The sequence below is a fragment of the Lactobacillus sp. PSON genome, assembly GCF_052615405.1.
Genome location: NZ_JBQXFW010000005.1, coordinates 335,922 through 359,648, shown reverse-complemented (window position 1 = coordinate 359,648; position 23,727 = coordinate 335,922). Strand labels below are relative to the sequence as shown.

Sequence of the window (23,727 nt, the reverse complement as noted above, 5' to 3'; positions counted from 1 at the left end):
AGATGAAATTTTACCAGTTATCGCCTAAGCAACGGAGATCTATTTTAGAGCAAGAAGGAATTGAGTTAACTGAAATTGATTCCGATATTTTGAATAAACTTGATCAGTTAAGCGAAAATGTCGTTTCCGGCATGTATTTACCAGTTGGTGTAGTTCAGAATTTGGTTGTTAATCATAAAAAATACATAGTACCAATGGTAACTGAAGAACCATCAGTTGTAGCAGCAGCTAATCATGCAGCTAAAATATTTGCACAAAATGGCGGCTCTGTTTCAGTAAGTCAGCGAGATGGAATTTATGGTCAAATTGTAATGAAAATTACTTCTGACTTTAATTTGAAAGATTTAAAAAAAGAAATCCCAAATTTAATTAAAAAAGTAAATATTAAATTTTCTTCTTTAGTTAAACATGGTGGAGGCTTACAATCTATTGAGATGGTAAAAAAAGATGCCAGACAGTTTAATGAGGATGGAGAATTATTATTTGTTAAAGTCCTTGTTGATCCGGCTGCGGCAATGGGTGCTAATAAAGTTAATTCAATTTTAGAATTTTTAAAAGATACATTATTAAGCTTTCCAGAAGTTCAAGAAAAACTCTTTGCTATTTTATCCAATTATCCTAGTCAACTTACAACTGCTAAAGTTGAACTTGATCCAGATACTGTTGGTGGTATGGAAGTTGCTAAGAGGATTTGCTTATTATCTGCAATTGCAGAAGATGATATTTATCGTGCGGTTACAAATAACAAGGGAATTATGAATGGGGTTGATGGTGTTTTACTCGCAACAGGACAAGACTTTCGTGCAATTGAGGCAGCTGTAGGAGTCTTTGCAAGTCGTTCTGGAAAATATCGTAGTTTAAGCCAGTGGAGAATTAAAAACGATAAGCTTATAGGCGAATTGACTCTTCCAATGGCTATAGGAGTTGTAGGTGGATCAATAAAGGCTAGAAATGATGTTCAACAATCTTTTGATATTTTAGGTCAAGATATTACAGTAGGCGAACTAGCAAATGTGATTACTACAATTGGTCTTGCTAATAATTTATCTGCTGTTTTGGCAATTTCTACGGTTGGTATTCAAGCTGGTCATATGCGACTTCAAGCTAGAAATATCGTTGCAGACTTAGATGCAAATCACATAGAAAAAAATAAAATAGTTCAAGAACTGGTAAAAAACAAAAATTATACTAAAGAGTTTGCAATACAAATTTTAAACGAATTGAGAGGAAATAATTAATGCAAGTAGGAATAGATAAGATTGGTTTTTTTACTCCGAATAAATACGTTGACATGGTTGATTTAGCAAATGCTAGAGGAGAAGACCCTAATAAATTTTTGATAGGGATTGGGCAAAGGCAAATGGCAGTTGCTGATGCAACTCAAGATGCAGTATCTATGGGAATTAATGCAACTTTGCAATATCTTGATAAAATTGATAAAGATAAGGTTGGCTTGCTCGTGTTTGGTACTGAAAGTGGAGTGGATCAATCTAAATCCGCCTCTCTTTTTGTAAAATCAGCTCTTAACTTAAAACCAGAAGTTAGAACTTTTGAAGTTAAGGAAGCATGTTTTGGTTTAACTGCTGCTTTAATGATTGCTAGAGACTTTGTACGTGTACATCCTGATCAAACAGCGATTGTTATTGGTAGTGATATTGCTCGTTATGGAGTAAAAACTCCAGGAGAAGTAACTCAAGGAGCCGGTGCAATCAGCTTACTTATAAAAGAGGACCCTGAAATTCTTTCATTAAATGATGGTCATAGCGCTTATAGTGAAGATATTGATGACTTTTGGCGTCCGAATAACTCTAAAGTAGCCATGGTAGATGGTAAATATTCTACACAAGTGTATTTGGATTTCTTTACTAATACTTTTGAAGCATATAAGGAACAAAAAAATTGGAATACACGAGATTTTAATGCTATTTTATATCACTTACCATTTACTAAGCAGGGACTCAAGGCAAATCGCTTAGCTGTAGCAAATGAAGATGAAGCAACCACTAAGAGACTTGAGGATAGCTTTGAAGCTTCTAAGCAATTGAGTATGCGTGTAGGTAATATTTATACAGCTTCACTATATATGAGTTTACTTAGTTTACTTGAAAATAAGAAATTAGAACCTAATTCTTTGGTAGGGATGTTTTCTTATGGGTCAGGTGCTATGGCAGAATTCTTTTCAGGAAATGTTGCTGATGGCTATGAAAAAGAAATTGATTTAGATAAAACTAATGAGATGTTAGATTCAAGAATTCGTCTTTCAGTTGATGAATATGAAAAGACATTTAATGATGCTTTAAATGACCCTGTTGATGGTCAAGAACTTACTAGTGATGAAAAGTCTGGCATGTGGTATTTTGCCGGTACACAGAATCATATTCGCCAATACAAGCAAAAATAAGTTTGAAAGTCATTGCTTTTTAGCAATGGCTTTTTATATCAAAATAATTCTAGAGTCTTTTAGCGAGATTTGTATTCCATAAACTAGTAAGGAAGAATCTTTTATTAAAAGAGGAATACTGCGTTTATGTAAATTTTTTACCATTTTTACTAATTGGTTAATAGTGAGGGCTTGTGTTCCTGAGATAAGTAAACATTTATCAGAAGTTATTTGAACTTTATTTAACGGAAGAATATTTTCGTTAATTTTTAAATAAATAAAATAATTAGGATTTAAATTATTGATTAATTGCAAAAAATTAGTTAAAGTCATTTTATTTTCTTCTTTTATCTATATGAAATTAAGTGTTATACTTGTTTATATTTATATTTGAATAGAATAGAGATGGGACAATGAAACATAAAAAATTCTGGTTATGGATAGTTTCAATTATAGCAATAGTTAGTGTAATTTGTGTTGGTGCAGGCTTTTACTTTTTTAATGTAGCTTGTGTTCCTTCACATAAAAGTTTTGTTAGCGCAAATTCTGATGTAGTTAAAAAAACAGATCCTTTATATAAGCAGAAGAAATGGTATTATGCAGTTAATAAAGAAAAGTGGTATATGTCTTCTGCTGATGGAAAATATAAATTGGATGCAAATTATATTCCAAATAAAGGATCAAATAAAACAGCAGTTTTATTACATGGATATATGAATAATAAAAATACGATGGCTCCGTATGCTGCTCTTTATCATAAATTAGGCTATAATGTTTTGTTACCAGATGCTCGTGCACATGGTGAAAGCCAAGGAAAATATATTGGTTATGGTTGGATTGAAAAAAGTGATGTAGTTAATTGGATTAAAAAAGTTGTAAAAAATAACGGGAATAACAGTAAAATAGTTGTTTCTGGGGTGAGTATGGGTGGAGCCACGACTATGATGACAAGTGGGGAAAAACTTCCAAATCAAGTTAAAGCTTTTGTAGAAGATTGCGGCTATACAAACGTTAAAGATGAGATAGAGCATGAAGCCCAAGATTTATATAATATGCCAACAGTGCCACGGTTTCCATTAGTTGAAATTTTAAGTGGAATTAATCGTGTAAAAGTTGGTTACTTTTTAGCTGATGGTTCAAGTGTTAATCAATTAAAGAAAAATAAACGACCAATTCTTTTTATTCATGGAAACAAGGATACCTTTGTTCCGACTAAGATGGTTTATGAAAATTATCAAGCATCGAAAGGACCAAAAGAGCTTTGGGTAGTTCCTAATGCTAAACATGCAAAATCATATGCAACACATCCTATTCAGTATGAAAAACATGTTGCACGATTTTTACATAAATATGTATAAAAATGGAGTCTAATACTTGCAAGCGGTTTCAATTTTGGTATAATGAAAGTGTGGAAGAGGTAAGTACTAGTTGAAATAACAATATAAGTAAGTTTTTATCTCCAAAAAATGAATTGTATTATTTTTTAAAAGGTTCTCTAATGAATAGAGGTGTCAGCCTATTAAGAATACTCTTATAGAATGGCTGTCCGCAAAGATCCAATTTATTTGAATTACGCAAAAGGCGTAAAACCCGAACAAGTGAATGTTAATATTGGTTGCGAAGAGCCAAGCTTGATTAGTAAAGATCAACATATATCATCGTAACTATCAATTGATAAATTACCTCGTCCGCTAGATCAAAAAACAGCTGCCAAGCTAGGGCAGCTGTTTTTTATTTTCTTAAAGTCAATTTAACAATACATTCACAACGTGGAGTTTGTGGAAGCATATCAACATTCTCAATTAAACGTACATCATAAGCTTCAGTTAATAAAACTAAATCTTGAGCTAAAGTTGATGGATTACATGAAATATAAACAAAGGTTTTAGGTTTTACTCGTAAAATCGTCTTAATTAAACTTTTAGCAAGACCTGTTCTTGGTGGATCTACAATTAATGCGTCAACTGGAAAGCCGCCTTTTTGAAGTTCTGGTAAAATCTTTTCAACGCTGCCTTGGAAATATTCAGCATTTTTTATATGGTTCAGTTCTACATTGTGTCTAGCATCTTCAACGGCTTCAGGAATTGTTTCGATACCAACTACTTGTTTAACTAAATCAGAAGCTAGGATTCCAAGAGTACCTACACCACTATAAGCATCAATTAAAGTCTGCTCAGGTGTTAAGTCTAAAAATTTTAAAGCTTCAGAGTAAAGATTTACAGTTTGGACAGGATTTAATTGGAAAAAGGCACGAGGAGACAAGGCAAACTTTTTACCTAAAATTTCTTCAGTAATTTGATTTTTACCTAAAAGTTTTTCGGTTTTGTTTCCCCATACTTGTGGATTTTTCCAATCAGTTTCGTTTTGATAAACACTAACCACATTTGGTAACTTCATAATTTCTTTGGCTAATGGAATTAGATTTTTGATTTTATGACCAATTGTAATTAAAGTTACTTGAATTTCGCCACTTGCTTCTGATTGACGAACTGCAATTGTTTTAACTCCGCCTAAATGTTTATAAACATTTACAACTGGAACATGAAGTTTATCAATTAGGTGTTTAATTTCACGTTCTGTTTTTTGGGTATCTTCACTTTGTGTAGGCATTACTGGAAGATCAATTAAACGATGAGAATTAGGTGCAAAGAGGCCAAGTTTAGTTTTTCCATGGTCTTTTTCAATTTGATATTGGGCTTTGTTGCGATAGTGCCATTGATCAGGAGCAGGAATTGTATTTTTAACTTTATATTTATTATAACCACGTGGATGGTATTTCTTAAGTGCTTCTAAAACATTATCCTTCTTAAATTCAAGTTGCTTATCATAAGCAAGATGAGCTAATTCAAGGCCACCAATTTCTGCATTTACTTTGTCTGGGAAGTCTACACGATCTGGACTTTTTTCTTTAATTCGAACAAGTTCCCCTTGAATGTAGTGCGGATAATCTTTGATGATTTTGGCAACGACAACTTCACCTGGAAGAGCACCTGGAATAAAGATAATCTTTTTCTTGTAATAACCAATTCCTTCGCCGTTAATGCCAAGGCGCTTAATGGTGATGATGACATCTTTTTCCTTTGCTTGGTTAAATTTCTTTTTGGTAAAATTCTTCTTCATTTTTATTCTTTCTACTAAAAACTAACTATTTTTGCTTATTAATTGTACAACGTAAGAAAACTTCTTAGCAAGCAAAAGGAAAATTTGTTAGCATTAAGAAAAAAGTAAAGAAGGAAATACTATGACAATTATTACAAAAATAAGTGCACAAAAACGACCAGGGCGGTACAATATTTTCTTGGATAATCAATATGCTTTTTCTTTAAGTGAGAAAACTATCGCCAATTTTGTGCTTTTAAAAGGTAAAGAACTAACTGATAATGATATCGAAAAAATACAAAAATTTGATACCGATGCTAAAGCAAGTGAATTAGCGACAAAATTTCTCAGTTATGAACCAAGAACAGTTTATGAGGTTTTACAATATTTAAAAAAACATGATGTTTCAGATGATTCTGCTGCTTTAGCTGTTGAAGAGCTAAAGAATTTGGGCTATCTTGATGATCAGCAATATATTAAGCTTTTTATCAGAAATGATTTACAAGTTGGAACTGATGGACCAACTAATTTAAATCGTAAATTAGTACAAAAGGGTGTTGATCCAGATTTAATTCAAAATGCACTTGAAGAAGTTGATGAAGAAGAATTTATTCAGGTGGGTTTTCGTTTAGTTAAATCACTAACAAATAAAGCTGGTAGATTATCAGAGCGTGAAATTCAAAATAAAATGAAAATAAAGCTTATTAATCATGGCTTTTCATCAAGCTTATCTAATAATGTGGTTGCGAGTTTTGATTTATCACTAGATTCAAATGAGCAAATGGAAGCTTTAAAAAAACAAGGAATTAAAGCATATAAAAAATTTAGAAACTTTGATGAACGAGAAAAATACTTTAAAATAAAGAAGTATTTGTTTACCCATGGTTTTTCATCAGATGAAATTGATGCTTTTTTAAATGGTGAAGTTATTGATTTAGATGAATTATCGGAATATTAGAAGGAGAAAAATATGACTAAACAAGTTGAAAAGAAAGTTTTTGTAGGAACTCCATTTCCAGATAGTATGATGGATGCTCAAAAGAGTTTTAGCGAATCAAATAAAATGGTTGAAGAAAATGATACTTTTAAACAGTTTTTAAAAGTAAATGACTTAGAAAATAAAAAAACTGCTATGGTTGTATTTGGTCCAGAAAACTTTATGTACTGGTACGGCGTAATTACTGATGGAGATATTGAAGTTCCTAAGGGATTAATGAAGTTTGAATTACCAAAAGCCGAAGTAGCAGAAGAAGTAATTGAAAATTCTAATCCGGTATTTTTCGACTTACCACTTAATTCTGTTTTACCAGAATTTATTAAGAAAGTTGCTGAAAGTGGTGTAGAAGTTTATGAAAATATGGGAGATAGTCCAGTTCCATATATTGTTGAAGATATGGATTTAGACAATAAAAAACTGACCCAAACTCTCTATGTTAAGGTCAGTGAATAATTAATGCTGCTTAGGGTCTATTGAAAGATTATCATATTCTACGTAGGCTCCAAGACAAGTTGAAATTAGCATAATAAGCATTACAAATCCCGTTGAAGTACCAACGATTTGATCTAATGTTAAAAAACTTCTAACAATGATGGTTGCTAAAATACATAAAACAAAATCAAGTACTACATTAGCTGCTAAGAAGAAATAACGACGGCGGATACTAAAAAAGCGGAGTAGCTGTTTTAAAAAGTCATCGTTTGTTTCCATTGCTAATAAATCAACAGGGCGCTGAATGGTGGCCTTAATTCCAAACATGACTAGTGAGCCAACTAAGGCTCCAATTATTGTTCTAAAGATGTCAGCTGAATGCAAAACTAATGCATTGTATCCAATGCCAATAATTAATAAACTACAGATATATGGAATCAATAATAAAAATATAAATACAAGCAATACGTGACTTTTCTTCATTTTAAAACCTCGCTTCTTAATGGTATTTTAGCATATTAAAGTTAACTATATGCTATAATTAATTTATTTAAAGAAGATTTTATTTTTAGTATTTATATAAACTAAGAAAGAGAGAAAAAACTATGAGTAGCGATCCTGCTGCTGAAAATTTATTTGATAGATTGCGTAATAAATTTTCTGGTGAAAATGAAGTAAGGACTAGAGATCATTTAAAAGAAGAAATAAATACTCTTCATCAAGGAAATAAAATTTCTGATACAGAATTTTCAATGTTAGAAGGAATTTTAGATTTTCAAAGTAAAATGGCTCGAGAAGTAATGGTACCAAGAACTGATGCGTTTATGGTTGATGCATCTACTCCATTTCAAGATAATCTTGATGAGATTCTACGTGAACCGTATTCTCGTGTACCTGTTTATAACAAAGATAAAGATAAAATTATTGGAATTATCCATATTCGAACAGTATTACGCAAAGCTCGTAAAGTAGGTTTTGATAAGTTGGATTACAGTGATGTTATGAGTGAGCCATTATTTGCTCCGGAAACTTTAGATTTGGGAGAGCTTTTAATGGAAATGCAACAAACTCAGCGTCAGCTTGCAATTTTAACAGATGAATATGGTGGGGTAGTTGGTATTGCAACGATTGAAGATTTGATTGAAGAAATTGTTGGTGACATTGATGATGAAGTTGACCATGCTGAAGTTTTATTTAATCAAATCGCCCCTAACAAGTATGTTATTTATGGTAAAATGCCACTTGATGATTTTAATGAAAAATTTGGTACTGATATCCAAATGGAAGATGTTGACACAGTAGCTGGATTTGTCATTAATACATTAAAAATGATTCCTGCTAAAGGAGAAAAACTTAGCGTAAAGTTAGATAATGGGATGAATTTAACAACACGTAGAATGAAGGGGTCACGTCTTTTAACAGTGTTACTTACAATTCCAAATGATTTAAATAATAAGAAAGAATTAGAGGATTAATGAATAAAGAGTTATTAGATAAAGTTAAGAAGAGAAGAACATTTGCAATTATTTCTCACCCAGACGCTGGTAAAACTACAATTACTGAACAATTACTTCTTTTTGGTGGAGTAATTCGCCAAGCTGGTACTGTTAAAGCCCGTAAAACAGGTAATTATGCAACTAGTGACTGGATGGAAATTGAAAAAAAGCGTGGTATTTCTGTAACTAGTTCTGTGATGCAATTTGAATACCAAGGTAAACGTATCAATATTTTGGATACGCCAGGACACCAAGACTTTTCAGAAGATACTTATCGTACTTTGATGGCCGTTGACAGTGCTGTAATGGTAATTGACTCAGCTAAAGGTATTGAACCACAAACTAAAAAGCTTTTTAAAGTTGTAAAACAACGTGGTATTCCAATTTTTACTTTTATGAACAAACTTGATCGTGATGGTCGTCCTCCACTGGATTTAATTGCAGAGCTTGAAGATTTGCTTGGTATTGAAGGTGTGGCAATGGACTGGCCAATTGGTTCAGGTCAGACTTTAAAAGGATTATATGATATTGCTAATAACCGTGTTGAACTTTATCATAAAGACGGTGATGATCGTTTTATTTCGCTTAATAATGAAGGAAAGTTGCCAGATAGTGAAGAATTAAGTCATGATCCACAATTTGAAGAAACTTTGGATGAAATAGACTTAATAAAAGAAGCCGGAAACAAGTTTGACCGTGAAAAGATTGCAATGGGTGATCAAACACCGGTATTCTTTGGTTCTGCTCTTACTAACTTTGGTGTAGAGACTTTCTTAAATAGCTTTGTTGATTTAGCACCAGCTCCTGAAAGTCATACAGTTAATGAAGATGAAGAATTAAGTCCAGAAGATCCGGAATTTTCAGGTTTTGTTTTCAAAATTCAAGCTAATATGAATCCTCACCACCGTGATAGAATTGCTTTTGTTCGTGTGGGTAGTGGTGAATTTAAAAAGGGACTGGATGTAACCTTAGCAAGAACAGGTAAACCTATTCGTTTAAATAATGCTACAGAGTTTATGTCAAGTGAACGTGTGCAAGTTTCAGATGCTGTAGCTGGAGATATTGTAGGTTTATACGATACTGGTAATTTCCAAATTGGAGATAGTATTTATTCTGGTAAGCGTAAAATTGTTTATCCAGAATTACCAGAATTTACGCCAGAATTATTTATGAGAGTTACTGCTAAAAACGTTATGAAGCAAAAATCATTCCACAAGGGAATGAATCAATTAGTTCAAGAAGGTGCAATTCAACTATATCGTAATTATCAAACTGATGAATATATTTTGGGTGCAGTTGGTCAATTACAATTTGAAGTGTTCAAATTCAGAATGATGAATGAATATAATTCAGAAGTTGAAATGACACCAATTGGCAATAGAGTTGCTCGCTGGATTGATCCAGAACAGCTTGATCCTGCAATGTCTAATTCAAGAAACTTATTGGTAAAAGATAGATATGATAATCCATTATTCTTGTTTGAAAATGCATTTGCGGAAAGATTCTTCCACGATAAATATCCAGATGTAAAATTAACTGAAAAATTATAAAAAATAAGGATTGAGTAAAACTCAATCCTTATTTTTTATTTATCAATGTGAATTTCAACGACATGACGACTCTTATCAACTGTAAGAGTGTAAGAAGTGTCGGTATTTTTAACCAGACGCTTAATTACGAATTCAACTTCATCTTCACGGATACGACGATCATGGTTTTCTAAGACAATTCCGATTGAATTCTTGTTTTCAGTATAAATAACTGAAGTGTTGCCCAATGAGTAAACCTTTACATAAGTTGCTCCGGTAGTATTAAGTTGACTATGAACTAGGTCAGAATAACTGTTAGTTACATCAATTAAATGCATGGATTTCACCCGTTTCTGTACTATTAACTTCCATCTTTAGTATACCTTAAATAAAGAATTTAAGCATAAAAAATCTCTGAGTTTTTGTTAAATAATAAAAGGAAATGCAGTCGCATTTCCTTTTGTGCTTGATATATATTTTAGAAAATAGCTTAAATTATTTTTCTTTAATGCTGATTGTATCATTTGTTAAATCTGCAACTAAATCATTAGCCGATGGATTATCAAGTTTGTAGTCTGCAACTTTATCTTCAATTTCTTCTTGAATAGTTCTACGAAGAGGACGAGCACCCATTGCAGGATTAAAGCCTTCATCTACAAGTTTTTCTTTTGCTTTTTCAGTAACTTCAATATGTAAGCCTTGGTCTTTGACCATGTCGTTAGTTTTATCAAGCATTAAGTTAACGATTTTAATCAAGTCATCCTTAGTTAATTCATTAAATTCGATAACATCGTCTAAACGATTCAAAAATTCAGGCTTAAAGAATTGAGTCATATTCTTTCGTGCAGAATCTTTTTCTTCTTTTTGACTTTCGGCAGCAAAACCAACACTTGCATTCTTGATACCTTGTCCAGCATTGGAAGTCATAATAATAATAGTATCCTTAAATGAAACAGTTCTGCCTTGTGAATCTGTTAAACGACCATCATCTAGAATTTGCAAGAATAGGTTCATAACATCTGGATGAGCTTTTTCAATTTCATCAAGTAAAATTAAGCTGTATGGATTATGACGAACTTGTTCGGTTAATTGACCAGCTTCTTCATATCCTACATAACCTGGTGCAGAACCGATTAATTTAGATACTGAGTATGCTTCCATGTATTCAGACATATCAAAGCGAATCATACTATCACTTGAACCAAACATTTGCTTAGCAAGTTGCTTAGCAAGCTCAGTTTTACCAACTCCAGTTGGTCCAACAAAGAGGAATGAACCAATTGGACGGCCTGATTTATTAAAACCAATTCTATTTCTTCTAATTGCGCGAGCAACTTTTTCAACGGCCTTATTTTGACCGATTACTTTACCTTCAAGGTCCTTAGAAAGATTTTGTAATTGATTTTCTTCTTGCTTTTGAATGTCACCAACAGGGATGTTAGTTTTTTCTTCAACAATCTTATTCATAATCTTATCAGTGATTGTTGGAGATTTATCTGGGTCAACATTTTGATTCTTCATTTTATCGTATTTTTCGATTTGATCACGATAATAAGCTGCTTTTTCATAGTCTTCATTCTTTAAGGCATCTTGTTTTAATTGTTCAGCTGCAGAAATACGCTCTTGCATTTTTTCTTTATCAATGTATGGAATAGTTAAATTCATACGTGAACCAGCTTCATCTAAAAGATCAATCGCCTTATCAGGTAAGAATCTATCTTGAATGTAGCGAGCTGAAAGTTTTGCGGCACTTTCAACTGCAGAATCGGTATATTGAACATGGTGATAATCTTCGTAACGTTTTTGGATCCCCTTTAAAATTCGAATAGTTTCATCAATTGAAGGTTCTTTAACTTCAACTGGTTGAAAACGTCTTGCTAAAGCAGAATCTTTTTCGATTTCACGATATTCTTTGATTGTAGTGGCTCCAACTAATTGAAGTTCTCCACGTGCTAAGGCTGGTTTAATGATATTGCCAGCATCCATGCCGCCTTCAGCGTTACCTGCGCCGACAATTTCGTGGATTTCATCAATAAAGAGAATTACATCGTTTCTAGATTGCAATTCTTTGATAAGTTGTTCCATTCTTTGTTCAAATTGACCACGAATTCCAGTACCTTGAACTAATGAAACAACATTTAATGAAATAATCTTTTTATCTTGTAGTTTTGCCGGAACAGAACCATCGACAATTTGTTGAGCCAAACCTTCAACAACTGCTGTTTTACCAACACCGGCTTCTCCAATTAGTACTGGATTATTTTTGGTTCTTCTATTTAAAATTTCAATTACTCTAGCAATTTCCTTATCACGACCAATAACTGGATCAATTTTTCCTTTTTTAGCAAGAGCTGTTAAGTCAGTTCCATATTGATCTAAAAGAGAGCGGTTATTTCCACCTTGAGGTCCTCTTGGACCACCACCCATTTGCATATCTGGTCCTTGATTATTGTTTGAGGCGCTTCGATTATTGCCATTTAAAGCATTAAATAAGTCATCAAAGTCGCCAAAGATTGCACTATTATCATTATTCATATTTAAATTTCCTTGTTCACTTTTTAATTCTTGATAACATTGTTGGCATAAATCAACTTCACGGCTTTGGCCATTCACTTTAGTAAAAAGATGAATAGAGGCAGGCCGCTGGTGACAATTTTGACAAAGCATTGTTCTTACCGCCTTTCCGTTTCAACTTTAATAAAATTGTATGATTAGCACTCTAAGTTGTCAAGTGCTAAAGCTTATAAACTTATTTTTTGTAAGAAAAACTTAAAACTTTTTTTGTGATAACGATTTCAAAAAATAGTAATATTTCATAAAAAAGAATATATAATGTAGAATTTTGTGGTAAAAAATTATACACTCATTAAAAGTGTGGTGATAAAATTGGATTACCAAAAAGTTCTCGATCAATTGGTCGATGGTGAATTGAAAGAGTATAAGGTTGACCCTAAAGATGCCTTTGATTTTCAACGAACTTTAAGAAGTTACGAAAGACGACAATCTATTACAGGACGCGCAATGCGTGGAGGTTCCATCGTTTATTCGTCGGTAACTAGTGCTAAGTAAATAATGTAAACTGTTACATAATAGTTGTTTATTTCGATAAAAAATGATAATCTATTACTCGAATGGGTATTTATTACCAGTTTAATTTTTCAATTTAAAAGGAGATATTCAAAATGGAAAAACGCGATTTTCACATTATTGCAGAAACAGGTATTCACGCACGTCCAGCAACTTTGCTTGTACAAGCTGCTTCAAAGTTTGGTTCAGACATTAACTTGGAATACAATGGTAAGTCAGTAAACTTGAAGTCAATCATGGGTGTTATGTCACTTGGTGTTGGCCAAAACGCTGATGTTACTATCACTGCTGATGGTGACGACGAAAAGGATGCATTGGATGCAATTGCTGACACTATGAAAAAAGAAGGTTTAGCTGAATAATGACCAAGACTTTAAAAGGTATTGCTGCAAGTGACGGTATCGCTGTTGCTCCAGCTTATCTTTTGGTAGAGCCTGATCTTTCATTTTCTAAGAAGTCAATTTCTGATGTTGATAGTGAAGTAGCTCGTTACAAAAAGGCTATTGAAGAATCAACTGCTGAAGTTGAAAAGATTCGTGATGTTGCAAAAAAGAGCTTGGGCGAAGAAGAAGCACAAGTTTTTGATGCTCACCTCATGATTTTGAATGACCCAGAATTTACTGGTGCCATTGAAGATGAAATCAAGAACCAAAAGATTAATGCAGAAGCTGCTCTTGATGAAACTGCTCAAAAATTCATTACAATTTTTGAAAGTATGACCGATAATCCTTACATGCAAGAACGTGCTGCCGATGTACGCGATGTTTCAAAGCGTATTATGGCTCACCTTTTAGGTAAGGAATTACCAAATCCAGCTTCTATCGATCATGAAGTTGTTGTTGTAGCACACGATTTAACTCCAAGTGATACCGCACAACTTAATAAGAAGTACGTTAAAGGCTTTGTAACTGATGTTGGTGGTCGTACCGCTCACTCAGCTATTATGGCTCGTTCACTTGAATTACCAGCTGTTGTTGGTACTGATTCAATCACTGAAGACGTTAAAAATGGTGAAACTTTAATCATTGACGGCTTAGACGGTGATGTAATTATTAATCCAACCGACGAACAAATTGGTGAATATGAACAAAAGCGTGAAGACTTCCTTAAGCAAAAAGCTGAATGGCAAAAGTTAAAGGATCAACCATCACTTACTGCAGATGGTAAGAAGTTTACTATTGCAGCAAATATTGGTACTCCAGATGATATGCCAGGTGTACATGAAAACGGTGCTGAAGCTATTGGTTTATACAGAACTGAATTTTTGTACATGAATTCTTCTGATTTTCCAACTGAAGAAGCTCAGTTTGAAGCTTACAAGAAGGTCATTGAAGGTATGAACGGTAAGCAAGTTATTATTAGAACTTGTGATATCGGTGGTGATAAGCACCTCGATTACTGGGATTTACCAGAAGAAATGAACCCATTCTTAGGTATTCGTGCTATTCGTCTTTCACTTAAGAACCAAGAAATTTTCCGTACTCAATTGAGAGCACTTCTTCGTGCTTCTGCTTACGGAAGTTTAGGTATTATGTTCCCAATGATTGGTACTTTGGGTGAATTACGTAAAGCTAAGGCAATTTTAGCAGAAGAAAAGGATAAGCTTACAAAAGACGGTGTTAAGATCGGTGACAACTTACAAGTTGGTATGATGATCGAAGTTCCGGCTGCAGCTGTTCTTGCAGATCAATTTGCTAAAGAAGTTGATTTCTTCTCAATTGGTACTAACGATTTGATTCAATATACTATGGCTGCTGACCGTGGTAATGATAATGTTTCATACTTGTACCAACCATATAACCCATCAGTTCTTCGTTTGATTAAGCATACCATTGATGCTGCTCATGAAAATGGTATCTGGTGTGGTATGTGTGGTGAAGCTGCTGGTGATAACGTTATGTTCCCAATTTTACTTTCAATGGGACTTGACGAATACTCAATGAGTGCAACTTCAATCTTACGTATTAGAAGCTTAATGAAGAAGCTTAATACTAAGGACCTTAAAGAATTAGCTAATGAAGCTTGCTTTGTTTCAGAAACTTCTGAACAAAACGAAAAATTAGTTAATGACTTAATGGCTAAACTTAATAAGTAATTAGCTTATTTATAAAAAGACTAGGCAAGTGCCTAGTCTTTTTTCTTATAATTTATTAAATAAAAAATTCACAAATAATTCATCTTTTGCCTTTATTATTAGATATATCCTAAAAGTTAAGACTAAATTAAAAATAGTCACTTACAAAAAAGAAGCATTTATGATATAATTGTATCAGACTGAAGGAAGAAATAATGTCTATTTCAAGGAGCGTGAATTAAATGGTAGATTTATACGTATCTCCAAGTTGTACATCATGTAGAAAAGCAAAGGCATGGTTAAAAAAGCATGATATTCCTTTTAAGGAAAGAAACATCTTCTCTGAACCTCTTTCAAAAGAGGAACTTACTCAAATATTACGCATGACTGAAAATGGAACTGAAGAAATTATTTCTACCCGTTCAAGAGCTTTTCAGGAATTAAAGGTAAATTTAGATGATTTGTCTATTGACGAGTTGCTTGATTTAGTGGAAAAGAATCCAAGCTTGTTAAGAAGACCAATTATCATGGACGATCGTCGTCTTCAAGTAGGGTATAATGAAGATGAAATTCGTAGATTTTTACCTCGAAAAGTTCGTAGATTAGAACTTGCAGAAGCTCAAAAAATTGCAGACTTATAATAAAGTCAAGAGGGATAATAGCGTTAGTTATTTTGAGACTAACGCTTTTATTTTTTTGTTAAAGTAGGTTACAATAATAACAGTATCACTGGCATGGAGGTGACTATTGTGCAAGTTGATCATATTGATGAAAATACAATTCGTGTTCGAATTACAAAGCAAGAGTTAGAAAAAAGAGGGGTTAAGATTTTGGACTTGTTAGGTGATAAGTCTAAGATTCAACAGTTTTTCTATTCTATTCTTGATGAAATCGACACAGACCATAGTTTTGCAGATAATACGCCGGTTACTTTTCAAGTTATGCCCAATAACGGTGGGCTAGATTTATTGATTAGTAAGGTTCCTGGAATGAAGCCTGGAACTTTTCCAAAATTAGATAGTAATGATAATAGTCAAAATGGCTTTTATGATTTAAATGATGAAACATCTAATTCTAAGACATCTAATACAGCTAATAATTGGAAAACACAAAAAAGACAGGCATATCGTTTTAATGATTTAGGAGTAGTTATTGAGTTAGCTGATAGTCTAAAGGTTAGCGATTTAGCAGCAAGTCTTTATTATCTTAAAGGGCAATACTATTTGGACTTGGCATTTTTGGATGAAGATTATGCTGAACTTACTCCAGCAGATGCATGGACTATTTCTAATGAATATGGAATTCGTGTAGAAAATAGTGAAATGGATTTTGTTAGAAGAACTGGTAAAATCATTTTCCGACAAGATGCATTGGGAAATATACGCCAATATTTTTGTAAAGCATAAAATTAAAGGGGACAAGTTTACTTGTCCCTTTTTGCGTACTTAAATTTGGGTGATAATTTTGTATGCAGCAATTTTAAATGACAGATTAGTATTGGCAAAAAATGAAGCGTATCTGGTAGCTTCTGGAAAGAAAAAAATTAATTATGAAAAGTATCATTGTCCACGTTGTAAAAAACAAGTAATTTTAATTATTTCACAAAAAAAGACTGCATTTTTTAAGCACTTTAAATTAATTAATAATTCATTAGGAGAAAAAGAGGAGCACCACAGCTCTAAGCTTCTTCTAAAAACGGCGCTAACGGCTGCTGGCTTTAATGCACAAATAGAAATACCATTAGCTGAAGGACAATTAAGAGCAGATGTTTTAGCGTCGCCTAAGCTTGCTTTTGAAGTACAATGCGCACCATTAAGTGAAAAAGAATTTAATCATCGACATAATTTATATAAGCAAATCAATATTCAAGATATCTGGATAGTAGGACAACGTCATTATTTAAAACATAAAATAAAAAAAGCACAGCTGATTTTTATGAGAAAAAATCAACTGTGGCAATCTTATTATCTAGAAATCGATTCAATGAACCAATTAATTCGTTTGAAATATAATATAGTTCAAGAACCAATAACCCGTGTAGTCTATTATCAGACACAGGAATTCTTGCTTGATGAAATCGGAATAAGAAACTTTTGGAAATATAAACCTAAATTAAAAAATTATCAACTTAACTCAATTAGTCAAAAAGAATATTTAAACCAACAAATTAAGCAAAAAAGCAAAATGGGTTTGCGAATTGCAGAAAAATTATATAAAAAACAAATTCCCTTGAATGAATTGCCAGAGTCTCTATTTACCAAATGGCGAAGACCTGGTGAAAAAAATACTGTTGAACAATATCTAGATCAAACGTAAATGTTTATTGGCAAAAATATCAGGAAATAAAGTTTTTTGTTCAGGTTTTGAAGCTAATAAATCAATTAATTCATCATGCTTCAAAGGACCTTCAAGAAGCATTCCGCTTCCAGCTTCGTCTTCGTTAAAAATTACAGTAGTTGGTGTACTGGTAACATTCCATTGTTCAGCCAGCTTTAAATCTTGTTTGATAGAATCATCAATATAATTACCATTTTTAGCTGCATTAATATTTTTTGGATTTAAACCAATTTCTTTTGCAACTATAGTTGGCATATCAGCGCTATAAAGTGAACAGTCATCACTTAATTTTTGCTGAAGGGCAAAGATAAACTTTCTTGCCTTTTTATTACCATATGCTAATTTGATAGCATGATAATCTTGTAAAGCACGATTAGTAGCAATTGTATATCTAGTAATATCAATTACTTTTTGTGCATCCTTACGTCTACGCATGATATCATCTTGAATTACATTCATACTTGTAATTGGAATAAAATGATAACATGCTTCTACTCCTAATTCATTAATTGCATCTTGGATTTGTTTTTCGATATCATAACAGTAGATGCCTATTGGATTAATGAAGAGAAAAAACTCGAACATAATTTTAAACTCCCCTAATTAAAATGACTTATTGTTACTTTAGCAAACAACAAATTTAGAAACAAAAAATATGCTTTTTTATTCTATTTCTATACCTAATTTCTATGAGCAAAAGCGCGCCCAATTTTGCTTTGATTGGTGCGGTCTGCTGCTTGCTTGAAATGATACTCTTTGTCCAACTGAATTAAAACTTTTTTGATTAGAGCGGGATCCGAGTTTTCAATTTCAAGCTCATAATCGCTATACCCATCAGGATAAGTCGTTTCGTCTAATGTTAGTTCACAATTCTGTGGTCCAATCAAAAGACGGCGATGAGTTTTACTCCAGGTTTGAAGCAAGAATATTTGGTCTGCAAAATGCTTAGATAAATAAGCACCGACGCTACCAGTAAACTGAATTGCTTGGCCAGCTTCTGCTTGCTTAACTAAGGAATCTGCATCCCGTACTTCTAGTTTATCATTAATTTCAATTACTTCATGAAATTTGACTTGTAAAGGATTTTTTTCAGGTACTTTTAAGGTTTGTTCAGCCTTATCTGAAAAAATACGAATTCTTCCTGCAATTCTATTATTTTTTAAAACTTGATTTGGACTATCGAAGTAATAATTTTTTTGAATAAAATCTTCCTTAACTAAAAATGCATTAACTAACTCATCAAAAACATTTTTGTTTAAAATAGTTTTAGATTCAATTTCACGATTTTTTGACATTTATAAACCCTCCAGTCTGTATATTATTATTATATGTTAAAATGAATGTGTTTGGTTCAACGAAAGGAAAATTTTCTCTATGAACATCGATTGGGATAACTTTTTATGGCCTTATAATGAGGCAGTACGAGAACTTAAAGTAAAGTTTCGCTCTCTTAGACAAGGTTTTTTGACTAAAGGAGAGCATTCACCGATTGAATTTGTTATCGGTCGAGTTAAGACAGTAGATTCAATTAAAGAAAAAATGCAAAGACGTGTAATTAGTCCTGATGTTATTGAAACTGATATGCAAGATATAGCAGGTATTCGAATTGTTACACAATTTGTTGATGATATTTATAAAGTAGTAGATATGATTCATCAGCGTGAAGATATGGAAGTAGTTGAGGAACGTGATTATATTCAAAATGCCAAACCGTCAGGCTATCGTTCATATCATATGGTAATTTCTTATACAGTATATTTACCAGAAGGTCCTAAAAATTTGATTGCTGAAATTCAGCTTAGAACTTTGGCAATGAATTTTTGGGCAACAGTTGAACATACTCTCAATTATAAGTATCAAGGCTCTTATCCGGATGATATTTCTCAGCGACTTAAGTCAACTGCAGAAGCAGCTTACAAACTTGATGAAGAAATGTCATCGATAAAAGGAGAGGTTCAAGAAGCGCAGAAGATTTTTACAAAAAATAAGGGCAAGGAAAAATTATGAGAGTAACAATTGCGCATAACAACAATAAAAATACACTTGAAGTTGCTAAAAAATTAAAGAAATTGCTCCAAGAAAAAAATGTGGTTTTTGATGCTAAATATCCTGATGTAGTAATTACGGTAGGTGGAGATGGTACTTTAATCAATGCTTTTCATCGTTATGAAAATCAAGTTGATTCAATTCGCTTTATTGGAGTTCACACTGGGCATTTAGGTTTTTATACAGATTGGCGAAGTTATGATTTAGATAAAATGGTAGATGCATTATTATTACGTAAACCAGAATCAGCTAAATATCCGCTCCTTGAGGTAGATTTAATTACAGAATCTGGTGATAAAAAGCGCTACTTAGCTCTTAATGAGTCAGCTGTTAAAAGAGTGTCGCATACTTTAGAAGCTAATGTGTATATTGATGACCAATTATTTGAAAACTTTCGCGGGGATGGTTTATGTATATCAACTCCTACAGGTTCTACTGCTTATAGTAAATCTCTAGGAGGAGCTGTAATTCATCCAGGACTTAAAGCTCTTCAAATGACAGAAATTGCATCAATTAACAATCGCGTTTTTAGGACACTTTCTGCTCCAATTGTTATTGCACCTGATCAATGGATTACAATTGTGCCAAATTCTGATCATTTTGTAATGACAATAGATGGAGAAAGATTAGATGTGCGCAATGCTAAAAAAATAGTCTTTAAAATTTCAAATCATTCGATTCAGTTTGATCGTTTTGGCCATCATAATTTTTGGAATCGAGTGCAAAATTCCTTTATTGGTGAAAATGATGACAACATTTAAATTAATTGTAAAAGAAAAAGACCCAAAGAAATTGGGCTCTTTTTTAATGAAAAACGGTTTTTCTAAGCAAGCTATTAATAAATCTAAGCATCACGGTGGAATGATTTTAGTAAATCATAAACGTAGATATACAAGCTATCATTTAAATCAAGGTGATGAGGTATTTTTTATTACAGGACAGGAAAAAGAAAACCCTTGGTTAAAACCTTCGAATAAACCAATCAAAATTATTAAAGAAACTAAAAACTATGTAGTAGTGAATAAGCCTGCAGGTGTACTTTCTATACCGTCCCGTTATGAAGACTCAGATTCAGTTGTTAATCGTTTGATGGGATATTTTCAAGCTAAGAAAGAAGATGTAAAGCCTCATGTGATCACTCGGCTTGACCGTAATACATCTGGCTTAGTTCTTGTAGGAAAAAACGCGGTGGCTCATGCTCGTTTTAGCAAATATGATAAAGATTTATTTGTAAAAAAATATCATGCTATTACTCATGGTAATTTTGAAACTTTAACAGGTATAGTTAATAAACCGATTGGTAAAAAAGGTAGTGGAGTTAAAAGAGCAATTATAGAAAATGGCAAGCCTGCTCAAACTGCCTATCAAGTTTTGAAACAAAAGCAAGATGCAAGTCTAGTTGAATTAAGATTATTTACGGGAAGGACTCATCAAATTAGAGTGCATATGCAATCTATTGGACATGTACTATATGGTGATGAACTTTACGGAGCAGTAGATAAGTTTAATCGACAGGCTTTAAATTGCTTTTATTTGAAATTTCCAGATCCTTTTACAAATGAAATAGTTAAAATAAAAATAAGTGAGCCAAGTGATATGAAAGAACTTTGGGCTAGTTTAAAATAGTTTTTTATTTTTAGTAAAGATATATGTTTTTAAATATGAATTGTTGAATTATGAAAGTGTTTCCAATAAAATAAAGAGTAAGAAGTAATAACTATACTTATACAGAGAAGAGGATTACTTATGTATTACTCAAATGGAAACTACGAAGCTTTTGCTGATGCAAAAAAGCCAGCAGGAGTTGATAATAAATCTGCTTACATTATTGGAAGTGGATTAGCAGGACTTGCTGCAGCAGTATTTTTGGTAAGGGATGCTAAGATGAAAGGTGAAAGAATTCACATCTTAGAAGAATTACCAGTAGCAGGTGGCTCTTTAGACGGTACTGACAGACCTAATGCAGGATTTGTGGTTCGTGGCGGTCGAGAAATGGAAAATCACTTTGAATGTTTATGGGATATGTATCGCTCTATTCCAAGTTTAGAGGTGCCTGGAGCAAGTTATTTGGATGAATATTATTGGCTTGATAAAAAAGACCCTAACTCTTCCAATTGTCGCTTAATTTATAAACGTGGTAATCGTGTGCCTACTGATGGGACCTATGGACTAGGAAAATGCAGTAAAGAAATTGTTAAATTAGTCATGACACCTGAAAATGAACTAGGTGATAAAACTATTGAAGAATTTTTCAGCGATGACTTTTTCAAGACTAACTTTTGGATTTATTGGTCAACAATGTTTGCCTTTGAAAAATGGCACTCTCTTGCTGAAATGAGACGCTATTGTATGCGATTTATTCACCACATTGATGGACTTCCAGATTTTACTGCTTTGAAATTTAATAAGTATAATCAATATGAATCAATGGTTAAGCCTGTTTTAGCATATTTAAAAGATCATGGTGTAAAGATTGAATATGATAGCCATGTTGAAAATGTAATTGTAGATCATCAAGGTAATAAAAAGGTTGCTAAAAAGATTATTCTTAAACAAAATGGCAAGGATACTGAAATTCCTTTAACTGAAAATGACATTGTTTTTGTTACCAACGGTTCTATTACTGAAAGTTCAACTTATGGTAATCAAACTACCCCTGCTAAGATTACTCATAAAAAGGGTGGCTCTTGGAAATTATGGGAAAACTTGGCTAAACAAGATAGTAGCTTTGGTCATCCTGATGTTTTCTGTGAAAATATTCCTGCACGTAGTTGGTTTGTTTCAGCTACAACTACAATGAAAAATAAGAAATATGCTCCGTATTTTGAACGCTTAACTAAACGTAGTCTTTATGATGGACGTGTAAATACTGGTGGTATTGTTACAGTTACAGATTCAAATTGGGGTTTGAGCTTTACTATTCATAGACAACCTCACTTTAAGAGTCAAAAGCCAAATGAAATCGTAATTTGGATTTATGCCCTTTATTCTGATGTTAAGGGTAACTATATTAAGAAGAGAGTAGAGGATTGTACAGGACAAGAAATTTGTGAAGAAATGCTCTACCATTTAGGAGTTCCAGAAGCTGAAATTGAAGAAGCAGCTAGTGAAGAAAATATGAATACGGTTCCCGTTTATATGCCATACATTACTAGTTACTTCATGCCAAGAAAAGCTGGAGACCGTCCAGCAGTTGTACCTGAAGATTCAGTTAACTTGGCCTTTATTGGTAATTTTGCAGAAAGTCCAACTCGTGATACTGTGTTTACTACTGAATATTCAGTAAGAACAGCTATGGAGGCTGTATACACATTGCTTAATGTAGATCGTGGAGTTCCTGAAGTGTTTGATTCAATTTTTGATATTCGACAACTTTTACGTGCAATGTATTACATGTCAGATAAAAAGAAATTGGTTGATCAAGAAATGCCGCTACCAGAAAAATTAGCTGTAAGAAGTGGAATGAACAAAATTAAGCGAACATGGGTAGCAGAATTACTTAAAGAAGCACATTTGATTTAAAATAAAAATGCTTGAGTTATAAAACTCAAGCATTTTTTGTATGTTTTTTTAGTTTAAGAGTAACTAAAACTATAATGCCAGCGACTATGATAATAATTACAATTGCGATAATGGCTTTTAAAAGTCGTGATCCATTAAGACGCAAAATTGAGTCACCGCCATATGCATAAAGATATGCAAATGGAATTGTACCTATTGCGATTGGAATAATTCTCTTTTTAGTTTTTTTATTAATAAGCAGATTAGCATATGCCACCGTAGCACTTGGAATAAATGGAATCATGTAACCAATAGTTAAAACTATTTGTTTAAAGTTAGATTTAGTTATGATTTTATAAACTTTACTATGCTTAAATTTATCAGGATTGTAGAGTTTTTGAAGTAATAGCATTAATATTATTTGCCCTAAAATGTCTCCTACCCAATTAATGGCAAATCCGCCTTCTGGTCCATATAAAACCCCATTAAGTACACAGAAGATACCATTAGAAAGCCCAGGAATAGCAACGCAAATTACATTCAAAATGAAAAGAAACACAACATCTTCAATTCCGTGGCTTCTAACCATTTTAATAAGGAGTTCTTCATTGTGGTGGTTAAAGTGTAGTAATAGTTTTAATTCAGGTAAATAATTTAGATATAATTTATATAAAACTAAGAGACCTAGGATTATTCCAATTATAAATAAAATTATTCTAGTTGTTTTTTTATCCTTCAATAAATTCGCC

Annotated in this window: 25 protein-coding genes; 17 read left to right on the top strand and 8 right to left on the bottom strand. The window is 32.7% G+C overall.

The window, feature by feature from the left end:
- Positions 1–2: 2 nt before the first annotated feature.
- Together ACTHPI_RS05695 and ACTHPI_RS05690 are read left to right on the top strand one after the other, a co-directional pair.
- Positions 3–1,238, top strand: coding sequence for a hydroxymethylglutaryl-CoA reductase, degradative (locus ACTHPI_RS05695; RefSeq protein ID WP_445353208.1), 1,236 nt, complete (start codon positions 3–5; stop codon positions 1,236–1,238).
- The gene (locus ACTHPI_RS05690) at positions 1,238–2,401 is read left to right on the top strand and encodes a hydroxymethylglutaryl-CoA synthase (protein WP_445353207.1); all 1,164 of its coding nucleotides are present in this window, start codon (positions 1,238–1,240) and stop codon (positions 2,399–2,401) included. The genes ACTHPI_RS05695 and ACTHPI_RS05690 overlap by 1 nt, the downstream gene beginning before the upstream one ends.
- 33 nt (positions 2,402–2,434) lie before the next feature.
- Here ACTHPI_RS05690 and ACTHPI_RS05685 read toward each other — a convergent pair whose 3' ends face one another.
- The gene (locus tag ACTHPI_RS05685) at positions 2,435–2,713 is read right to left on the bottom strand and encodes a hypothetical protein (RefSeq protein WP_445353206.1); all 279 of its coding nucleotides are present in this window, start codon (positions 2,711–2,713) and stop codon (positions 2,435–2,437) included.
- Positions 2,714–2,793: 80 nt separating this feature from the next.
- On the opposite strand from ACTHPI_RS05685, the gene ACTHPI_RS05680 reads away from it, so the two are divergent.
- Positions 2,794–3,738, top strand: a complete 945-nt coding sequence (locus tag ACTHPI_RS05680) for an alpha/beta hydrolase (protein ID WP_445353205.1) — start codon at positions 2,794–2,796, stop codon at positions 3,736–3,738.
- Between the two features lie 373 nt (positions 3,739–4,111).
- Here ACTHPI_RS05680 and rlmD read toward each other — a convergent pair whose 3' ends face one another.
- Positions 4,112–5,500 (bottom strand): 23S rRNA (uracil(1939)-C(5))-methyltransferase RlmD, encoded by a 1,389-nt coding sequence (rlmD, locus tag ACTHPI_RS05675; RefSeq protein ID WP_445353204.1) that lies wholly within the window; start codon positions 5,498–5,500, stop codon positions 4,112–4,114.
- A gap of 121 nt (positions 5,501–5,621) precedes the next feature.
- Between rlmD and recX the strand changes: the two genes are divergently transcribed.
- Together recX and ACTHPI_RS05665 are read left to right on the top strand one after the other, a co-directional pair.
- Complete coding sequence (recX, locus tag ACTHPI_RS05670; protein WP_445353203.1) at positions 5,622–6,437, top strand: recombination regulator RecX; 816 nt, start codon at positions 5,622–5,624, stop codon at positions 6,435–6,437.
- Between the two features lie 12 nt (positions 6,438–6,449).
- Positions 6,450–6,929, top strand: coding sequence for a hypothetical protein (locus tag ACTHPI_RS05665; protein WP_445353202.1), 480 nt, complete (start codon positions 6,450–6,452; stop codon positions 6,927–6,929).
- Here ACTHPI_RS05665 and ACTHPI_RS05660 read toward each other — a convergent pair whose 3' ends face one another.
- Positions 6,930–7,391: a hypothetical protein gene (locus ACTHPI_RS05660; RefSeq protein ID WP_445353201.1), complete on the bottom strand. Its 462-nt coding sequence runs from the start codon at positions 7,389–7,391 to the stop codon at positions 6,930–6,932.
- A gap of 122 nt (positions 7,392–7,513) precedes the next feature.
- Between ACTHPI_RS05660 and ACTHPI_RS05655 the strand changes: the two genes are divergently transcribed.
- A complete protein-coding gene (locus ACTHPI_RS05655) occupies positions 7,514–8,383 on the top strand; it encodes a hemolysin family protein (RefSeq protein WP_445353200.1) in 870 nt (289 codons plus the stop codon).
- Positions 8,383–9,954, top strand: a complete 1,572-nt coding sequence (locus ACTHPI_RS05650) for a peptide chain release factor 3 (RefSeq protein WP_445353199.1) — start codon at positions 8,383–8,385, stop codon at positions 9,952–9,954. The genes ACTHPI_RS05655 and ACTHPI_RS05650 overlap by 1 nt, the downstream gene beginning before the upstream one ends.
- Positions 9,955–9,989: 35 nt before the next feature.
- On the opposite strand, the gene ACTHPI_RS05645 is transcribed toward ACTHPI_RS05650, so the two are convergent.
- Together ACTHPI_RS05645 and ACTHPI_RS05640 are read right to left on the bottom strand one after the other, a co-directional pair.
- Positions 9,990–10,271: a DUF1827 family protein gene (locus tag ACTHPI_RS05645; RefSeq protein ID WP_445353198.1), complete on the bottom strand. Its 282-nt coding sequence runs from the start codon at positions 10,269–10,271 to the stop codon at positions 9,990–9,992.
- Between the two features lie 157 nt (positions 10,272–10,428).
- Entirely contained in the window at positions 10,429–12,600 is a 2,172-nt protein-coding gene (locus ACTHPI_RS05640) for an AAA family ATPase (RefSeq protein WP_445353197.1), read from the bottom strand.
- Between the two features lie 219 nt (positions 12,601–12,819).
- On the opposite strand from ACTHPI_RS05640, the gene ACTHPI_RS05635 reads away from it, so the two are divergent.
- From ACTHPI_RS05635 to ACTHPI_RS05610, 6 genes are all read left to right on the top strand, one after another.
- Positions 12,820–13,002, top strand: a complete 183-nt coding sequence (locus tag ACTHPI_RS05635) for a hypothetical protein (RefSeq protein ID WP_445353196.1) — start codon at positions 12,820–12,822, stop codon at positions 13,000–13,002.
- Between the two features lie 113 nt (positions 13,003–13,115).
- Positions 13,116–13,382 (top strand): phosphocarrier protein HPr, encoded by a 267-nt coding sequence (locus tag ACTHPI_RS05630; protein WP_144354944.1) that lies wholly within the window; start codon positions 13,116–13,118, stop codon positions 13,380–13,382.
- Positions 13,382–15,115 (top strand): phosphoenolpyruvate--protein phosphotransferase, encoded by a 1,734-nt coding sequence (gene ptsP / locus ACTHPI_RS05625; RefSeq protein ID WP_445353195.1) that lies wholly within the window; start codon positions 13,382–13,384, stop codon positions 15,113–15,115. Before ACTHPI_RS05630 ends, ptsP begins: the two co-directional genes overlap by 1 nt.
- Positions 15,116–15,336: 221 nt before the next feature.
- On the top strand, positions 15,337–15,735 hold the full coding sequence (spxA, locus tag ACTHPI_RS05620; RefSeq protein ID WP_144354946.1) for a transcriptional regulator SpxA: 399 nt from the start codon (positions 15,337–15,339) through the stop codon (positions 15,733–15,735).
- A gap of 108 nt (positions 15,736–15,843) precedes the next feature.
- Positions 15,844–16,500, top strand: coding sequence for an adaptor protein MecA (locus ACTHPI_RS05615; RefSeq protein WP_445353194.1), 657 nt, complete (start codon positions 15,844–15,846; stop codon positions 16,498–16,500).
- Between the two features lie 58 nt (positions 16,501–16,558).
- On the top strand, positions 16,559–17,410 hold the full coding sequence (locus ACTHPI_RS05610) for a competence protein CoiA (RefSeq protein WP_445353193.1): 852 nt from the start codon (positions 16,559–16,561) through the stop codon (positions 17,408–17,410).
- Here the strand turns inward: ACTHPI_RS05610 and ACTHPI_RS05605 are convergent.
- Positions 17,396–18,016 (bottom strand): DsbA family protein, encoded by a 621-nt coding sequence (locus ACTHPI_RS05605; RefSeq protein ID WP_445353192.1) that lies wholly within the window; start codon positions 18,014–18,016, stop codon positions 17,396–17,398. The two genes, ACTHPI_RS05610 and ACTHPI_RS05605, sit on opposite strands and share 15 nt — an antisense overlap.
- A gap of 95 nt (positions 18,017–18,111) precedes the next feature.
- Positions 18,112–18,726, bottom strand: a complete 615-nt coding sequence (locus ACTHPI_RS05600; protein WP_445353191.1) for a CYTH domain-containing protein — start codon at positions 18,724–18,726, stop codon at positions 18,112–18,114.
- Positions 18,727–18,805: 79 nt separating this feature from the next.
- Between ACTHPI_RS05600 and ACTHPI_RS05595 the strand changes: the two genes are divergently transcribed.
- The 4 genes from ACTHPI_RS05595 to ACTHPI_RS05580 all read left to right on the top strand — a co-directional run bounded on the left by ACTHPI_RS05595 (position 18,806) and on the right by ACTHPI_RS05580 (position 22,999).
- A complete protein-coding gene (locus ACTHPI_RS05595) occupies positions 18,806–19,438 on the top strand; it encodes a GTP pyrophosphokinase (RefSeq protein WP_445353190.1) in 633 nt (210 codons plus the stop codon).
- The gene (locus tag ACTHPI_RS05590) at positions 19,435–20,238 is read left to right on the top strand and encodes an NAD kinase (RefSeq protein ID WP_445353189.1); all 804 of its coding nucleotides are present in this window, start codon (positions 19,435–19,437) and stop codon (positions 20,236–20,238) included. Before ACTHPI_RS05595 ends, ACTHPI_RS05590 begins: the two co-directional genes overlap by 4 nt.
- Positions 20,222–21,103: an RluA family pseudouridine synthase gene (locus ACTHPI_RS05585; protein WP_445353188.1), complete on the top strand. Its 882-nt coding sequence runs from the start codon at positions 20,222–20,224 to the stop codon at positions 21,101–21,103. Before ACTHPI_RS05590 ends, ACTHPI_RS05585 begins: the two co-directional genes overlap by 17 nt.
- 120 nt (positions 21,104–21,223) lie before the next feature.
- On the top strand, positions 21,224–22,999 hold the full coding sequence (locus tag ACTHPI_RS05580) for an oleate hydratase (protein WP_445353187.1): 1,776 nt from the start codon (positions 21,224–21,226) through the stop codon (positions 22,997–22,999).
- Between the two features lie 25 nt (positions 23,000–23,024).
- Here the strand turns inward: ACTHPI_RS05580 and ACTHPI_RS05575 are convergent, their stop codons facing one another.
- Positions 23,025–23,717, bottom strand: coding sequence for a TVP38/TMEM64 family protein (locus tag ACTHPI_RS05575; RefSeq protein ID WP_445353186.1), 693 nt, complete (start codon positions 23,715–23,717; stop codon positions 23,025–23,027).
- Positions 23,718–23,727: the final 10 nt, after the last annotated feature.

Excerpts from the sequence above, each read along its gene's own strand:
- ACTHPI_RS05690 (WP_445353207.1), top strand. The coding sequence starts at position 1,238 with ATGCAAGTAGGAATAGATAAGATTGGTTTTTTTACTCCGAATAAATAC.
- ACTHPI_RS05595 (WP_445353190.1), top strand. The coding sequence starts at position 18,806 with ATGAACATCGATTGGGATAACTTTTTATGGCCTTATAATGAGGCAGTA.
- ACTHPI_RS05665 (WP_445353202.1), top strand. The coding sequence starts at position 6,450 with ATGACTAAACAAGTTGAAAAGAAAGTTTTTGTAGGAACTCCATTTCCA.
- rlmD (WP_445353204.1), bottom strand. The coding sequence starts at position 5,500 with ATGAAGAAGAATTTTACCAAAAAGAAATTTAACCAAGCAAAGGAAAAA.
- ACTHPI_RS05585 (WP_445353188.1), top strand. The coding sequence starts at position 20,222 with ATGATGACAACATTTAAATTAATTGTAAAAGAAAAAGACCCAAAGAAA.
- recX (WP_445353203.1), top strand. The coding sequence starts at position 5,622 with ATGACAATTATTACAAAAATAAGTGCACAAAAACGACCAGGGCGGTAC.
- ACTHPI_RS05605 (WP_445353192.1), bottom strand. The coding sequence starts at position 18,016 with ATGTTCGAGTTTTTTCTCTTCATTAATCCAATAGGCATCTACTGTTAT.
- ACTHPI_RS05695 (WP_445353208.1), top strand. The coding sequence starts at position 3 with ATGAAATTTTACCAGTTATCGCCTAAGCAACGGAGATCTATTTTAGAG.
- ACTHPI_RS05650 (WP_445353199.1), top strand. The coding sequence starts at position 8,383 with ATGAATAAAGAGTTATTAGATAAAGTTAAGAAGAGAAGAACATTTGCA.
- ACTHPI_RS05680 (WP_445353205.1), top strand. The coding sequence starts at position 2,794 with ATGAAACATAAAAAATTCTGGTTATGGATAGTTTCAATTATAGCAATA.
- ACTHPI_RS05580 (WP_445353187.1), top strand. The coding sequence starts at position 21,224 with ATGTATTACTCAAATGGAAACTACGAAGCTTTTGCTGATGCAAAAAAG.
- spxA (WP_144354946.1), top strand. The coding sequence starts at position 15,337 with ATGGTAGATTTATACGTATCTCCAAGTTGTACATCATGTAGAAAAGCA.
- ACTHPI_RS05640 (WP_445353197.1), bottom strand. The coding sequence starts at position 12,600 with ATGCTTTGTCAAAATTGTCACCAGCGGCCTGCCTCTATTCATCTTTTT.
- ACTHPI_RS05630 (WP_144354944.1), top strand. The coding sequence starts at position 13,116 with ATGGAAAAACGCGATTTTCACATTATTGCAGAAACAGGTATTCACGCA.
- ACTHPI_RS05645 (WP_445353198.1), bottom strand. The coding sequence starts at position 10,271 with ATGCATTTAATTGATGTAACTAACAGTTATTCTGACCTAGTTCATAGT.
- ACTHPI_RS05590 (WP_445353189.1), top strand. The coding sequence starts at position 19,435 with ATGAGAGTAACAATTGCGCATAACAACAATAAAAATACACTTGAAGTT.
- ACTHPI_RS05660 (WP_445353201.1), bottom strand. The coding sequence starts at position 7,391 with ATGAAGAAAAGTCACGTATTGCTTGTATTTATATTTTTATTATTGATT.
- ACTHPI_RS05600 (WP_445353191.1), bottom strand. The coding sequence starts at position 18,726 with ATGTCAAAAAATCGTGAAATTGAATCTAAAACTATTTTAAACAAAAAT.
- ptsP (WP_445353195.1), top strand. The coding sequence starts at position 13,382 with ATGACCAAGACTTTAAAAGGTATTGCTGCAAGTGACGGTATCGCTGTT.
- ACTHPI_RS05655 (WP_445353200.1), top strand. The coding sequence starts at position 7,514 with ATGAGTAGCGATCCTGCTGCTGAAAATTTATTTGATAGATTGCGTAAT.
- ACTHPI_RS05685 (WP_445353206.1), bottom strand. The coding sequence starts at position 2,713 with ATGACTTTAACTAATTTTTTGCAATTAATCAATAATTTAAATCCTAAT.